The sequence below is a fragment of the Bacillus sp. H1a genome (assembly GCF_000633475.1).
GTDB lineage: Bacteria > Bacillota > Bacilli > Bacillales > Bacillaceae_G > Bacillus_A > Bacillus_A paramycoides.
Window position 1 is genome coordinate 19,445 of the sequence record NZ_AYMH01000015.1, and the last position, 13,972, is coordinate 33,416.

Annotated in this window: 13 protein-coding genes and 1 pseudogene; 12 read left to right on the forward strand and 2 right to left on the reverse strand. The window is 35.4% G+C overall.

Features of this window, described 5'->3' with window-relative positions:
• Positions 1-116: 116 nt before the first annotated feature.
• From U860_RS36280 to U860_RS0106305, 3 genes and pseudogenes are all read left to right on the forward strand, one after another.
• Positions 117-314 (forward strand): hypothetical protein, encoded by a 198-nt coding sequence (locus U860_RS36280; protein ID WP_240184456.1) that lies wholly within the window; start codon positions 117-119, stop codon positions 312-314.
• A gap of 233 nt (positions 315-547) precedes the next feature.
• Positions 548-2,935 (forward strand): immune inhibitor A domain-containing protein, encoded by a 2,388-nt coding sequence (locus U860_RS0106300; protein ID WP_025147811.1) that lies wholly within the window; start codon positions 548-550, stop codon positions 2,933-2,935.
• A 138-nt stretch (positions 2,936-3,073) separates the two neighbouring features.
• A pseudogene (locus U860_RS0106305) lies at positions 3,074-3,196 on the forward strand (YolD-like family protein); the annotation flags it as partial.
• A 22-nt stretch (positions 3,197-3,218) separates the two neighbouring features.
• On the opposite strand, the gene U860_RS0106310 reads toward U860_RS0106305, so the two are convergent.
• Positions 3,219-3,836 (reverse strand): TetR/AcrR family transcriptional regulator, encoded by a 618-nt coding sequence (locus U860_RS0106310; RefSeq protein ID WP_025147812.1) that lies wholly within the window; start codon positions 3,834-3,836, stop codon positions 3,219-3,221.
• Between the two features lie 172 nt (positions 3,837-4,008).
• Between U860_RS0106310 and U860_RS0106315 the strand changes: the two genes are divergently transcribed.
• From U860_RS0106315 to U860_RS0106355, 8 genes are all read left to right on the forward strand, one after another.
• The gene (locus U860_RS0106315) at positions 4,009-5,190 is read left to right on the forward strand and encodes an ABC transporter permease (protein WP_025147813.1); all 1,182 of its coding nucleotides are present in this window, start codon (positions 4,009-4,011) and stop codon (positions 5,188-5,190) included.
• Positions 5,191-5,385: 195 nt separating this feature from the next.
• Positions 5,386-5,820: a ferritin-like domain-containing protein gene (locus U860_RS0106320; protein WP_025147814.1), complete on the forward strand. Its 435-nt coding sequence runs from the start codon at positions 5,386-5,388 to the stop codon at positions 5,818-5,820.
• A 217-nt stretch (positions 5,821-6,037) separates the two neighbouring features.
• Positions 6,038-6,553, forward strand: a complete 516-nt coding sequence (locus U860_RS0106325) for a GNAT family N-acetyltransferase (RefSeq protein WP_025147815.1) — start codon at positions 6,038-6,040, stop codon at positions 6,551-6,553.
• Positions 6,554-7,432 carry an aminoglycoside phosphotransferase family protein gene (locus U860_RS0106330; RefSeq protein ID WP_025147816.1) on the forward strand — a complete coding sequence of 293 codons (879 nt, stop codon included), beginning with the start codon at positions 6,554-6,556 and terminating at the stop codon, positions 7,430-7,432.
• A 126-nt stretch (positions 7,433-7,558) separates the two neighbouring features.
• Positions 7,559-8,887, forward strand: a complete 1,329-nt coding sequence (locus tag U860_RS0106335) for a YjiH family protein (RefSeq protein ID WP_025147817.1) — start codon at positions 7,559-7,561, stop codon at positions 8,885-8,887.
• Between the two features lie 244 nt (positions 8,888-9,131).
• On the forward strand, positions 9,132-9,719 hold the full coding sequence (locus U860_RS0106340; RefSeq protein WP_025147818.1) for a GNAT family protein: 588 nt from the start codon (positions 9,132-9,134) through the stop codon (positions 9,717-9,719).
• Positions 9,720-10,049: 330 nt separating this feature from the next.
• Positions 10,050-10,691 (forward strand): YdcF family protein, encoded by a 642-nt coding sequence (locus U860_RS0106350; RefSeq protein ID WP_002172567.1) that lies wholly within the window; start codon positions 10,050-10,052, stop codon positions 10,689-10,691.
• Positions 10,692-10,845: 154 nt separating this feature from the next.
• Positions 10,846-11,994: an acyl-CoA dehydrogenase family protein gene (locus tag U860_RS0106355; RefSeq protein WP_025147819.1), complete on the forward strand. Its 1,149-nt coding sequence runs from the start codon at positions 10,846-10,848 to the stop codon at positions 11,992-11,994.
• Positions 11,995-12,252: 258 nt separating this feature from the next.
• Here the strand turns inward: U860_RS0106355 and U860_RS0106360 are convergent, their stop codons facing one another.
• Positions 12,253-12,798 carry an XRE family transcriptional regulator gene (locus U860_RS0106360; RefSeq protein ID WP_025147820.1) on the reverse strand — a complete coding sequence of 182 codons (546 nt, stop codon included), beginning with the start codon at positions 12,796-12,798 and terminating at the stop codon, positions 12,253-12,255.
• Positions 12,799-13,098: 300 nt separating this feature from the next.
• Here U860_RS0106360 and dapA point away from each other — a divergent pair, with 300 nt between their 5' ends.
• Positions 13,099-13,965 (forward strand): 4-hydroxy-tetrahydrodipicolinate synthase, encoded by an 867-nt coding sequence (gene dapA, locus U860_RS0106365; protein ID WP_025147821.1) that lies wholly within the window; start codon positions 13,099-13,101, stop codon positions 13,963-13,965.
• Positions 13,966-13,972 lie beyond the last annotated feature (7 nt).

Genomic DNA, 13,972 nt, shown 5'->3' on the forward strand with positions numbered 1-13,972 from the left:
ATGATCTTTTTATTTTGTTTATCCGTGTCAATAAAAGTTAAATCAAATGGATAGGCTCCTTCATTAGTTGCCTGGTGTCAAAAACAGAACCTACCGGTCATCGGCTATATTACTGGATGAACAAATTATCACCTGAAACTGAAGATCAAAATAAAAATGAGCATGTGAATTGGATTTCTTTGAATGTCTCTGTCGTAGAAGAAAACATACATGCCACGATTCGAATTCACATGCAAGAAGCAACCATTGAATTAGATGTGCCTTTTACTCCGCAAGTGCTCTTACAAGTCATGCAGACGATGAAACAACAATGATATCAGAAATCGCAATTGAAAAAGTATATCTTGCAATTATATACAGAAATTTTAATAGTTTTATCAGCTTTCATCAGTATATTCCCGGAATATCGATTAATCAGAATAGACAGCAATCTAAAATATAGGATATTTTCAAAAATATTACAAATTAAGACAATATCTTGTAAATTTATAGAATTTTCTTTATTATCAAAATATTGTTACGTATTTAAGATTAGGGAGGAATAGGGATGAAGAAAAAGCCTTTTAAAGTGCTGTCTACGCTTGCGGCGGCAACTGTGCTTAGTTGCACATTTGGGTTTGGTAGTCAATCTGTTTATGCGGCAACGCCGTCTAATGTAGGATCTTTAAGTCCAATTGATGAAAATTTAATTCCGGAGGATCGTCTAGCAGACGCGTTGAAGCAGCGTGGTGTAATTAGTGAATCTGCGTCGAAAGAAGACACATTAAAAGCTGTTGAAAAATACGTAGAGAAGAAAAAAGGCAAGAATGCTGGAAAAGAACCAGCAGCGGGGGATAGTGTCTCGAGAGAAGCTTCTGACTTTTTGAAAAAAGTGAAAGATGCAAAAGCAGATATGAAAGAAAAAGCTGAACAACCTGCTGGTGGTCCGGTAGCTGGGCAAGAGCAGGTTAAAGGTGGATTAAACGGAAAAGTACCAACTAGTTCAGCGAAGCAAAAAGAATATAATGGGCCTGTTCGTAAAGATAAAGTACTTGTATTGCTAGTAGAGTTTGCTGACTTTAAGCATAACAATATTGATCAAGTACCAGGTTATATGTATTCAAATGATTTTAATCCAGAACATTATCAAAAAATGTTATTTGGTGATGAGCCATTTACACTCTTTGATGGTTCAAAAATCCCAACATTTAAACAATATTATGAACAGCAATCAGGCGGCAGTTATACCGTCGATGGAACAGTAACAAAGTGGTTAACAGTTCCTGGTAAAGCAGCGGATTATGGTGCAGATGCTGGCGATGGCGGTCATGATAATAAAGGACCAAAAGGACCTCGTGATTTTGTAAAAGAGGCATTAGATGCAGCTGTAGCAAGCGGTATGGATTTATCAGAATTTGACCAATACGATCAATATGACAGTAATGGAGACGGAAATAAAAACGAACCAGATGGTCTTATTGATCACTTAATGGTCATTCACGCTGGAGTTGGTCAAGATGGAGGCGGTGGTAGATTAGGTGACGACGCAATTTGGTCACATCGCTGGAACCTTGGAAACCCATATCCAATTGATGGAACAAAATCAAAAGTTGATAACTATGGCGGTAAAATGGCTGCATACGATTATACAATTGAGCCAGAAGACGGAGCAGTTGGTGTATTCGCACATGAGTTTGGTCATGATTTAGGTCTTCCAGATGAGTATGATACGCAATACTCTGGATCAGGTGAGCCGATTAACTCTTGGTCTGTTATGAGCGGTGGCAGCTGGGCAGGTAAAATTGCAGGTTCAACGCCACCAAGTTTCTCTCCGCAAAACAAAGAGTTCTTTCAAAAGAACATTGGCGGAAACTGGGCGAATATTGTAGAGGCTGACTATGATAAATTAAATCGCGGTATCGGTTTTGCGACATACTTAGATCAAAGTGTAACGAAATCAGCTCGTCCTGGTCTGGTTCGTGTTAACTTACCAGATAAAGATGTAAAAGGTATTGAGTCTGCATTTGGTAAGAAATATTACTTTAGTACAAAAGGCGATGATCTTCATACGACACTAGAAACGCCAGTGTTTGATTTAACAAATGCAACAAATGCGAAGTTTGATTACAAATCATTGTATGAAATTGAAACTGGTTGGGACTTCCTTGAAGTACATGCAGTGACAGAAGATGGTACGAAAACGTTAGTGGATCGAATTGGTGAAAAGAATGTTAAAAATGGTCTAGACACAACAGAAGGAAAATGGATAGATAAATCATATGACTTAAGCAAATTTAAAGGTCAAAAAGTAAAATTAGTATTCGAATACATTACAGATGGTGCTACGGCACCAAGTGGTTTTACTCTTGATAATGCAACATTAACTGTCGATGGAAAAGTTGTGTTCTCTGATGATGCAGAAGGTGAACCACAATTTAAATTAAACGGTTTCGTTGTATCAGACGGCTTTTATAAGAAGAAACATAACTACTATTTAGAGTGGAGAAACTATGCTGGTGCTGATGAAGCGTTAAAATATAGCAGCGGTGTAACGTACAATACAGGTCTTGTTGTATGGTATGCAGACTCTAGCTTTACAGATAACTGGGTTGGTATTCATCCAGGCGAAGGTTTCTTAGGAGTTGTTGACTCTCACCCAGAGGCAATTGTTGGAACGTTAAACGGTAAACCAACTGTTAAAAATAGTACACGATATCAAATTGCAGATGCTGCGTTCTCCTTTAACCAAACACCAGCGTGGAAAGTTGTATCTCCATCACGCGGAACATTTGAGTCTAAAGGATTACCAGGTGTAACGAAGTTTGATGATTCGAAATCTTATATGAACAACTTAATCCCAGATGCAGGGCGTAATGTACCGAAACTTGGATTGAAATTTGAAGTCGTTGGACAAGCAGATGATAATTCTGCAGGTGCAGTTCGTTTATATCGTTAATAATGGAGAAGCTGTTGAAGGGGATTCCTTTCAACAGCTTTTTTCATAGAAACATAAATTTCAAGTTATTAATAAAATAATAGTAACTACTCAGCCTAGAGTTTGGTAAAGGGTATTATTCCAATGAAAATATGCTTATATTTATATGAAAATTACATAACAGTAGTTGATATAAATCCATTAAATGAGACGATTACTTGTACGGATGTTTTTCGTAATAAAAGAATTTTTAAGTTTATTGATGTAATTGAGATTGATTAAAACATGTTTCTATGCAACAGGCTTATTTCTTTAAGCCAGCTGCATAGAAAGGTCCATGAACTGCGATTGTTGATAAAATACGAGCAATTTCCTCTGGTGTTTCATTTTGTCCATTATTTAACCATTGTTGAATGACACCTATATGAGCAGATGCCATATAAGAAGCTAAGTATTGGCTTGGAACAAGTAAATTCACCTTATTAATGAGAGCACCATTCGTATCTTCAAATAGTGTTTTCCACATAAAGTCTTTCAATTTTGTTTGGAAAGATAAATCTCCTTTTGGACTTAATACAGCTTTCATAAAATCACTATTTTCATTTAGAAATTCAAGAATAGAAGCGATAAGTACAAACGGCGTCGTTGGGGAAGGATTTGATCCAAGGTCAGCAATAACTTCTGGAAATTTCCGTTTTGCAATGCTAGAAAACTCATGCATAATTTCTTCTTGGCATTTCGTCATTAAATCGAATTTATCTTGATAATGTGTATAAAAAGTACCTCGATTTATGTTCGCTTTCGTTGTAATATCTTTCACCGTAATTGCTTCAAAACCTTTTTCCTCAATTAACTCCACTAATGCATTTCGTATGGCAGTTTTTGTGCGAATAACACGCAAATCTAAATTACTATCGCGCAAAGCATGTCCCTCCTTAATTTTAGTCAACACATTTCAAAAATGTGTCTTATAACCGACACATTCACGATTTTTGATTATTGAATAAGATTTAGCTCAAACATATAATTCAAAATATAAATAAACAACACGTTGTTCATTTATTGTAACTAAAATTAAAGGAGGAGAACAGAAAATGTTTAAAAATAAGCTTTTATATTTGTCACCAGTCATTGCACTACTTGTTGTTTTTATTTTTTCATTAACGTTATTTCCAACAGTTCAACCTAAGCCGAAAAACTTGCCAATAGCAATTGTGAATGAGGATCAAGGAGTGGAAATTCCGAATCAAGCGAAAATGAATATGGGGCAAACGATTGTTGATATGATCAAAAAAACATCAAAAACGGATGAAGAACCTGCGGTGAAATGGGTAGAAGTAAAAAATAAGGAATTAGTTCAAAAAGGTTTAAATAATCAAGAGTATTATGCAGCATTAGTCATTCCGAAAGACTTTAGCGTAAAACAAGCATCGTTACGAACACCACAGCCATCTTCGCCAGAGGTAGAAATATATATTAATCAAGGAATGAATATGGCTGCTTCAACTATGGCAGGGCAAATGTTAAATGGCGTATTTGATAATATGAACAATAATGTTCGTACACAACTATTAGAAGGATTTAAAGCAAAAGGAACTACATTAACAGCAGACCAAGTTTCGAAATTAGTAACACCTATTGTAAAGAAAGTGACAAATGTGAATGAAATCGGAAAAAATAGTGCAAACGGTAACTCGCCAATTTCTTTATTCCAACCGTTATGGATTGCAAGTTTAGCGAGCGCAGCAATCATCTTTATTGCCATTAGTAAAATGCCGGTAGGTACAAGAAAAGAAAACTTTGTATTAAAAGTAAAACAAATAGTAACAGGAGCAGTTGCAGCGCTTGTAATTGGATTTGGTCTTACATGGATAGCGGATGGAATGGTAGGATTAAATATCCCGAATTTATCGGATACGGCTTTATTTTTATCCATTACTTCTTTTAGCTTCTTCTTAATGATTTCTGCGGTACTTTCATTAGTCGGACTAAAGGGAATCGGGTTATTCGCTCTATTACTATTCTTTGGAGCACCGTTATTATCGTTAGCACCTGAAATGTTGTCGTCATTTTATCAAGATTGGGTGCACTCATGGTTGCCAATGCAGTTTATGATCGAAGGACTCAGGGAAATATTCTTCTTTGGAAAAGGGTTAAGCTGGAATACACCTGTTATTGTGCTCGTTTGGATTGGTGTGGTAAGTATGGTTATCATACTAGCAACTGCTTTAAAACGTAGTGCAGTAAAGGGACATAAAGCAGAATTGAATGCTTAAAAGTAAAAACCACTTCACTTGTAGTGAAGTGGTTTTGTTGTAGTGAAATCGATAAGGAAATAAATTAGTGAAAGAAATGTTATTTCAATGTTTTAAAGGTGAGTGAAGAATTAGTATTTGCTGTTCCTTTATATATACATGCTCCTACTATTTCAAAATGCATAAAATATTATGCGAAATTATGGAGGGGATACGATGTATAATTCGAATTATCATGATTGGTATAGGCAGAATGATAAGTTGATAAGTGATATTGAAAAAGCTATAAACGGAGAATATAGCGCTATAAGCTGCTATGCGAAATTAGCTAACATGGCTCTAAATCCAGTAGAACGAAATCAGATTCTTGAAATTCGTAATGATGAAATAAAGCATTTTCAAAACTTTGTACAAATCTATACAAATTTAACTGGTCAGCGGCCTAAACCAAAGATTACGGAAGAATGCCCTAATACGTACTTACAAGGATTAGAATTCGCTATACAAGATGAGCAAAGGACAGTAGATTTTTATTTGGAAATTTCAGATGAAACATCGGATGCGCATCTGAAAGAGTTGTTACGCAGAATAGCTGCAGATGAACAAAATCATGCGGTGTGGTTTTTATATTTTTTTACGAAATCAAAATAAAAAACAAATCGAAAGGTTCGAGCCGGATTTTTTGATGGGAAATTTTAATATAATTTATATTAAAATGAGGAATTAAAACCGTTTCACTAGTAGTGGAGCGGTTTTTGTGATGAAATACAAGTTATAAAGTTAAGATATAGTAGTTGGTTTTGGTATATAATGTATAAAACAAAAATCAATAAAGGAAGAAGAAAAAATCTGAAAGGGGAACAGAAATATGGAGAGAAATACAGTTCAAGAATATACAATTCGAATTGCTACTGAAGATGAAAGTGAAAGCATTATTACTTTGTTAAAAGAAGTAGCACAGTGGCTACAAGATAAAGAAGTGAATCAATGGCAGTATCTTTTAGGAGGGGAAGCTACGGCTGAAATACTAGAAGGCATAAGCAAGAAATATACGTATGTTGTTGTGAAAGAAGATGAAATTGTCGGTACGGTTACAGTATCTTCTAAACAAAATGAGTGGGATGAACGTATTTTTGGTAAGGAGGAAGTTTCTGATTCATTATATATTCATAGATTTGCGGTGAAACGGAAGTATAAGGGGAATGGAATAGGAGAATGGATTTTACAGTGGGTAGAAGAGAATGTACAAAGTGATAAAGAGTATTTGAAGTTAGATTGTGTCGGGCATAATCGTACATTGAATGATTTTTATAAACGATGTAGTTTTGAATATATCGGTAGTACGGATGGGCTTAGTAAGTTTCAAAAGAAAAGGAGAAAATGAATGAATCCAATTAACGTAAGTTTAGTTGAAAAATTAATACAAGAACAGTTTCCAGAATGGGAACATTTAGAAATTAAGCCAGTGAAATTTAGCGGGCATGATAATAGAACGTTTCATTTAGGGAAACAGATGAGTGTAAGATTACCAAGTGATGCGGCATATGTACCGCAAGTAGAGAAAGAAAACAAGTGGCTTCCTATATTAAGTAAGGAAATCACTTTACCAATTTCTTCACCAATTGCGAAAGGAAATCCGTCTGCAGAGTATCCGTGGCCTTGGTCTATTAATAAATGGATAGAAGGAGAGACGGTTACGAAAGAAAATGTTCGTGACTTAGATGAATTTGCAGCGGACTTAGGAGCATTTTTAATAGAATTACAATCAATTGATGCGAGTAACGGCCCAATAGCTGGAGCACATAATTTTTACCGGGGCGGGCTTATATCTGTATATGATGACGAAGCGAGAGTGGCTATTGAAAATAATAAGGACGTTTTTGATGAAACATTATTAAAGCATCTTTGGGATTTAGCACTTCGGTCAACATGGGAACGCACACCAGTTTGGGTTCATGGAGATATAGCGCCGGGGAACTTACTCATTAAAGATGGAAAGCTTTGTGCCGTAATTGATTTTGGTATTTTAGGAGTAGGAGATCCTGCCTGTGATGCAGCGATGGCATGGACGTTTTTTGATAAAAATAGTAGAAACGTATTTAAAGAAGTATTGTGTATGGATGAAGAAACTTGGAATAGAGCGAGAGGGTGGGCGCTTTGGAAGGCGTTAATTACATATGATGCGAATAGAAATAGTAATAAAAGAATGGCAGAAGAATCTTGTCGTGTGATTCAAGTGATTGTGGATGATTATGAGAGGTAATAGAAAAAGCCTATTTTGATCTGTATATTTCAAAATAGGCTTTTTCATATGATTAAATATTCAAAATCAAAAGAAGGAATCTAACATTATTATACAGAATATTTAGATAATAGGAGGTGTCGAATTTTGAGTGAAATTGAATTAAAAAGTAATGTAATTAAGACAGGGCGAGAGAAGGGGATTATTCTTCGGTTTATACTCGCTAGTCTAGTTGGTGTGTTTATGTTTTTCGTACCTGTTACGATTAACGGTGCTTCGTCTATTATGATTGATCATATCGTATCGTGGATAAGAGCTACTGTTCCTTTTGTAGTACCTTATTATGCACTGCTTGTTATGGTAATTGGTGCGGTTTATCCATTTTATACGAAGAAATGGAATGCATCTATCGTAGACATTTGTTTTTCTATTTTAAAAGTAGTCGGCGTTGTTTTTGGCGTATTATATTGTTTGAAAGTAGGACCAGCTTGGTTCTTTGCGCCAGATGTTGGGCCATTTTTGTATGAGAAGTTAGTAATATCGGTAAGTTTACTCGTTCCAATTGGCTCGGCGTTTTTAGCGCTATTAGTTGGATATGGATTACTTGAATTTATCGGTACATTTTGCCGTCCGATTATGAGACCGTTATGGAATACACCAGGACGATCAGCAATTGATGCGGTTGCTTCCTTCGTTGGAAGCTATTCACTTGCGCTTCTTATTACTAACCGCGTGTATAAAGAAGGGAAGTATACGACAAAAGAAGCAGCAATCATCGCCACAGGTTTCTCAACAGTGTCCGCAACATTTATGATCATCATCGCAAAAACATTAGATATTATGCATCTATGGAATATGTACTTTTGGACTACGCTTGTTGTAACATTTATTGTGACTGCTATCACCGTAAGAATCCCGCCACTTAGCCAAAAGCCAGATACATATATTACGAAAGAAGGGTTCCCAGAGCCCGTTTATAAAGAGAAAATGTTAGAGAGAGCTTGGGAAGATGCATTAGAAGTATCAAAAACTGCACCGAGTATTATGAAAAATATCGCAGTGAATTTAAAAGATGGATTTATTATGACGATGGGAATTTTACCATCGATTATGTCAGTAGGGTTAATTGGTATCGTCTTAGCAAAGTTTACGCCAATATTTGATTGGGTTAGTTATATTTTTTACCCATTCACTTGGTTACTACAACTTCCAGAAGCGGAACTAGCTGCTAAAGCAGCATCAGTTGGTATTGCAGAAATGTTTTTACCTTCACTTTTAGTTGTAAGTGCACCGCTCGTGACAAAGTTTGTAATTGCGGTTGTTTCGGTATCATCTATTTTATTTTTCTCCGCATCAATTCCTTGTATATTATCGACAGATATTCCGTTAAAAGTATCTGAACTTATTGTTTTATATGTGCAAAGAACGATTTTAACGTTGCTTATTATTACGCCGATTGCGTATATGTTGCTTTAATCGGTACGATATTAACGATTATTGATGAACCTTCACACCCCATATAGGATGATTATATTCGACAAGGAATTCGTATGTTTGGTCCTAAGAAAGAGTTGTTGAGTAAAATTGAATTAGGCTAAGTAAAATTAAAATAAAAGAAGGAACTCGCTTTATATAAAAGTGGGTTCCTTAAAAATATTATATTATAAATATAATGTAATACTAGTTTGTATGATATAGTTACAAGCGAGGAGGGGTATAAATGGAAATTATTCACGAAAGAGCAAAGTTACGGTTAATGGATAGCAATGATGTCGAAAAAATGTTTTCAATCGTGGAAGGAAATCGAGATATTTGGGCGTATTTAATCTCTAAAATGAATACTGTTCAAGATATGCAGCAATATGTTCAAAAGGCGATAAAGGCTTATGGGGCAGGTAAGGATTTACCATTTGTAGTTGTTGATCAAAAGACAAATGAAATTGTAGGAAGTACACGCTTATATAACATTTCAGTTGAAGATAAGACAGTTGAGTTAGGACAAACGTGGTATGACCCGAGTGTACAACGTACGAGTATAAATACAGAGTGTAAGTATATGTTACTGGAGTACGCTTTTGAAAAGTTACATATGCTGAGGGTTCAAATTAAGACTGATGTAAGAAATGAGAAAGCACAAAGAGCAATTGAAAGGCTAGGTGCAGTAAAAGAAGGCGTACTTAGAAATGAAAGAAGATTGCCAAACGGACATGTGAGAGATGCTGTTGTGTATAGTGTTATTGCAAGTGAATGGCCAGTTGTGAAAGAACGGTTATCAGAAAAGTTAGAGTCGTATAAAGAAAAATTATAATTCATAATAGGAAAGGTATATGGATCGTGTAGATGAAAAATATGCCTTTTTTCTTACAAAACTGTTACTTCTTTTAGTTACTTTTGTTTCATCATTCCATTATGAGAAAAAATTCGTTACAATGTAGTTGTATGGTAATAAACTTATAAATTACACAAATGTAATGAAAACCGCAAACGAAAAATGAATTGATAATCCTCAATTTTAAATGAAAACCCTTTAATACATATATAACAAGAAAAATTCCTTCTTTTAAACAAATTCAAACAAAATGATTTGATATATACGTTTTTATATAGAAGTATGGATGATGTACGGAGGCAATTATTAATGAAAGAAAATAAGAAGAGTAAGAAAAGTAAGAAAAGAAGAATCTTGCAAGTGTTCTTGCTTATGATTTGTTCTATTATTTTATATGTAAGCTATGCCGCTTACGATATTTGGAGTTACCGCTTTAAAACAGAAGATGATGTGAAGACGGATGCTGGAATCGTACTAGGAGCAGCTTCATGGAACGGAAAACCATCTCCTGTATTTAAAGAAAGAATCAATCATGCGATTTCTTTATATAAGAACGGAAATATTAAAAAGATTATTTTTACAGGTGGTACAAAGTTTGAAGCAGAGCTTGAGGAAGCGCGTACTGCTAGAGTATATGCATTGAAACAAGGTGTAAAAGAGGAGGATATTTTAATTGAAACAAAATCCCTTTTCACTGAAGAGAATTTAAAAAATGCAAAGCAAGTTGGAATAGAGAATGGAATACGCACATATACGATCGTGAGTGATCCACTTCATATGAAACGCGCAATGAGAATCGCAAAACATATTAATATTGAAGCATATGCATCACCGACTCCAACGTCAGCATATAAAACGTTAGATACAGAAATCCCATTCTTTTTTAAAGAATTATTCTCGTATATTGGATATGTAACCTCTTTGCCATTAAAGGCATTGAAAGGGGATTAATATAAGAAAAGAATCTATCTTTATATAGGAACTTTTCTTATTGTTCAAAAACATTGTATTTTTATCGGAATAGTGAAACAATAGAGAGGTAGCTTCATATAATCATAATGACAAAATGAACGGTTTATGAATCGAACATAAAGGAGATTATAGTATGGCACTCTCATTTGTTGAAACAGAAGAACAATCTTTAATTATTGAACAAATAAATAAATTGATTCCGAAGTTCATGGAAAGGGAGCATCAACTAAGTGAATTAGGGTCATTTCCGTATGAAAATATTAATAATTTGAAAGATATCGGATATACAAAATTAACGTTGCCAAAAGAATTGGGAGGCAATGCGATTTCCTTATACGATTTTGTTTTATTTCAAGAGAAAATAGCAGAAGGCTGTGGTGCTACCGCATTGTCAATTGGATGGCATCTCGGTATTGTAAAGGAATTAGCGGAAAACCGTTCTTGGAACGAGGAGATGTTCATTTGGTTTTGTAAGGAAGTGCGTAATGGTGCACTTTTTAATAGAGCTTCAACAGAACCGAAGACAGGTAGTCCTACGCGCGGCGGGAAACCAGAAACAGTAGCAACTCAAAAAGGTGATAAGTGGATTATAAATGGAAGAAAAATTTTTACGACGATGGCACCAGTGCTAGATTATTTTATTATTTCAGCAAGTATTGAAGGCCGGGAAGAAATCGGGGAGTTTGTCATTCCAAAGAATACGTTAGGTGTATCAATTGAAGAAACTTGGGATAGCGTTTCAATGCGAGGGACTGCTAGCCATGATCTTGTATTACAAAATGTAGAGATACCGGATCGTTTTTTCACTGATATAAAGGGTTCAAAGGTTAAAACGAAGGGAATTGGTTGGTTACTTCATATACCAGCATGTTATTTAGGAATCGCACAATCGGCAAGAAATTATGCAGTTCAGTTTGCGGAATCATACAAGCCAAATAGTTTAAATCATGCTATTAGTTTATTACCGAATGTTAGAAGATTAGTTGGAGAATTAGAACTTGAGCTTATGCAAGCTCGTGTCTTTTTATATCAAATTGCGAAAAAATACGATGAGGCAGAAGATAAACTTTCATTGCAAGCAGAACTAGCGGCAGTGAAATATGTTGTAACAAACGCGGCTATATCTATTGTAGATAAAGCAATGCGTATCGTCGGAGCGAAAAGTTTATCAGAAAAAAATCCGCTTCATCGTTATTATTTAAACGTCAGAGCAGGATTGCACAATCCGCCGATGGATGATGCGACATTGTCTATGTTGGCGGATGCGGCGTTTCGGTCGTAGTTTAAATTAGAGGCTGTTTCAGAAGAACGTTCAATCGATCTTTTGGAATAGTCTTTTCGTCGTTTTTTTTATAAATAAGAGGTGTGGTTGATTATTTAAATTCACAGAATAATTATAAAGGAGAGAGGAGGTGTTACGAAGAAAAAATCTTGTTTCTTTATAGATGATTAACGGGGTTTCGAAAGGGCTGCAAGTGATTCAGACGAATGACTCGCAGCTACCTCAATCATAGAACATGTCTAATGAACCCGTTGAAACTTATACTGGAATACTTGAAACGCAAAGGAATTTTACAATCGAATCTGTTTTATTCACCCAATTGTGAGGTGTTGTTGAATCTAGGAAAATACAATCATAAGGATTCAAAACATGCTCCTCATTGTCAATGAGGAGCGTCAGTTGTCCTTCTAGAACGTATAGAAATTCTTGCCCCGAATGTGAATAAGGATCCTCTTTTTTAGCACCTGGGTTAAGCAATACTAAAATAGGATTAAATAGTGGATTTTCAATGTTGCCCGCTAAATCCCTATAAAAAAATTGGTTATGTAGAGTGTTCGTCTTACTAATGATGTTTCTCATAACTGTTGGTGTTGCCTGCTTTCCAGACTCTGAAAAAAAGTAGCTCGGATTGACACCGAGTGCTTCAGAAATTTTTTTCAATGATTCGAGCGTTATAGATGATTTTGATCGTTCGACTTGCGATAAAAAGCTGATTGAAAGATTTGTCTGATCAGCAATTTGTTTTAATGTTAACTTACGCTCTTTTCTCAAACTCTTTATTTTTACTCCAATTAAATCGTTCACTTTTCTCCACTCCTGTAACTGATATTAATCATGATTACTATTCTAGGGAAATTTATTTAGTGGGGTGCTGGATGTAACCTCAAGATGAAAAGAAATTCACTTTGAAATGAAGTGCCACTTAAATAGTAAGTGATAATAGCTCAAAAAAAAAGAAAAATATCTTTAAAAATATTCAGAAAATTACATTTACATTAAAAAATCAGTGTGTTATCATCATGAATAATTGAAGTGTTACTTCAAATTTGATTTTAAAATTGAAGTAATATATTACTAAAAAATAAACACTTAAGGAGAATGAAGATGAATTTTCATGGTATTTTAGTTCCGTTGGTCACCCCGTTTAAAAATGATAAAAGTTTAGATGTAGATACTTTAAAGCAATTGACTAACATATTTATTGATAAAGGTGTTACTGGTTTAGTGGTGTGTGGCACGACTGGCGAATATTACGCCTTAAACGAAGTAGAACGTGAAACTGTTTTAAAAACTGTGGCAGAAGTGGCTAAAGGTCGCGTAACTTTAATTGCAGGTATCAATGATTTATCAACCGAGGGGGCGGTTAACCGTGCCAAGCAAGCGAAAGAATTGGGCTATGAAGGCTTAATGTTGTCACCAACTCCTTATAGCCTGCCTGACCAAACGGGTGTGATTGCCCATTATGAAACTGTGGCATCAGCAACCGATTTACCGATTATCATGTATAATTTTCCTGCGCGCATTGGCATTGAAATTGAGTATGAAACTGTGGTGCATCTGTCTAAAAATCTGAAAATTGTCGGTATTAAAGAGAGTAGTGGTGACTTTAGTCGTGCTTTACGCTTACTACAAACCCCATTTGAGAACTTTGAAGTAATTTGTGGCTGTGATGATCAACCTATAGACTTTTTCTTCTGGGGTGCGAAAAGCTGGATTGCTGGTGCAGGGAATGTGTTCCCAGAAGAGCAAGTTTCCATGTTTAATGCTGCGCAAGCTGGTGATTGGGACAAGGCTCGACAAATTATGCGCGGAATCTACCCAGCTATTCATTCAATGGAATCTGGTAACTACAACCAAAAAGCCAAACTAGGCTGCTTAAAAGGTGAGATTAACGTTGGCTCGGTACGCCTCCCGTTATCTGATTTATCAGAAAAGGAAAAGGTGGAATTCTTAGCTTTCTTTAATAAATAATCTGGAG

Bases quoted from the DNA above. Each gene is read 5' to 3' on its own strand.
- U860_RS36280 (WP_240184456.1), top strand. From the start codon at position 117: ATGAACAAATTATCACCTGAAACTGAAGATCAAAATAAAAATGAGCAT.
- U860_RS0106300 (WP_025147811.1), top strand. From the start codon at position 548: ATGAAGAAAAAGCCTTTTAAAGTGCTGTCTACGCTTGCGGCGGCAACT.
- U860_RS0106315 (WP_025147813.1), top strand. From the start codon at position 4,009: ATGTTTAAAAATAAGCTTTTATATTTGTCACCAGTCATTGCACTACTT.
- U860_RS0106320 (WP_025147814.1), top strand. From the start codon at position 5,386: ATGTATAATTCGAATTATCATGATTGGTATAGGCAGAATGATAAGTTG.
- U860_RS0106325 (WP_025147815.1), top strand. From the start codon at position 6,038: ATGGAGAGAAATACAGTTCAAGAATATACAATTCGAATTGCTACTGAA.
- U860_RS0106330 (WP_025147816.1), top strand. From the start codon at position 6,554: ATGAATCCAATTAACGTAAGTTTAGTTGAAAAATTAATACAAGAACAG.
- U860_RS0106340 (WP_025147818.1), top strand. From the start codon at position 9,132: ATGGAAATTATTCACGAAAGAGCAAAGTTACGGTTAATGGATAGCAAT.
- U860_RS0106350 (WP_002172567.1), top strand. From the start codon at position 10,050: ATGAAAGAAAATAAGAAGAGTAAGAAAAGTAAGAAAAGAAGAATCTTG.
- U860_RS0106355 (WP_025147819.1), top strand. From the start codon at position 10,846: ATGGCACTCTCATTTGTTGAAACAGAAGAACAATCTTTAATTATTGAA.
- dapA (WP_025147821.1), top strand. From the start codon at position 13,099: ATGAATTTTCATGGTATTTTAGTTCCGTTGGTCACCCCGTTTAAAAAT.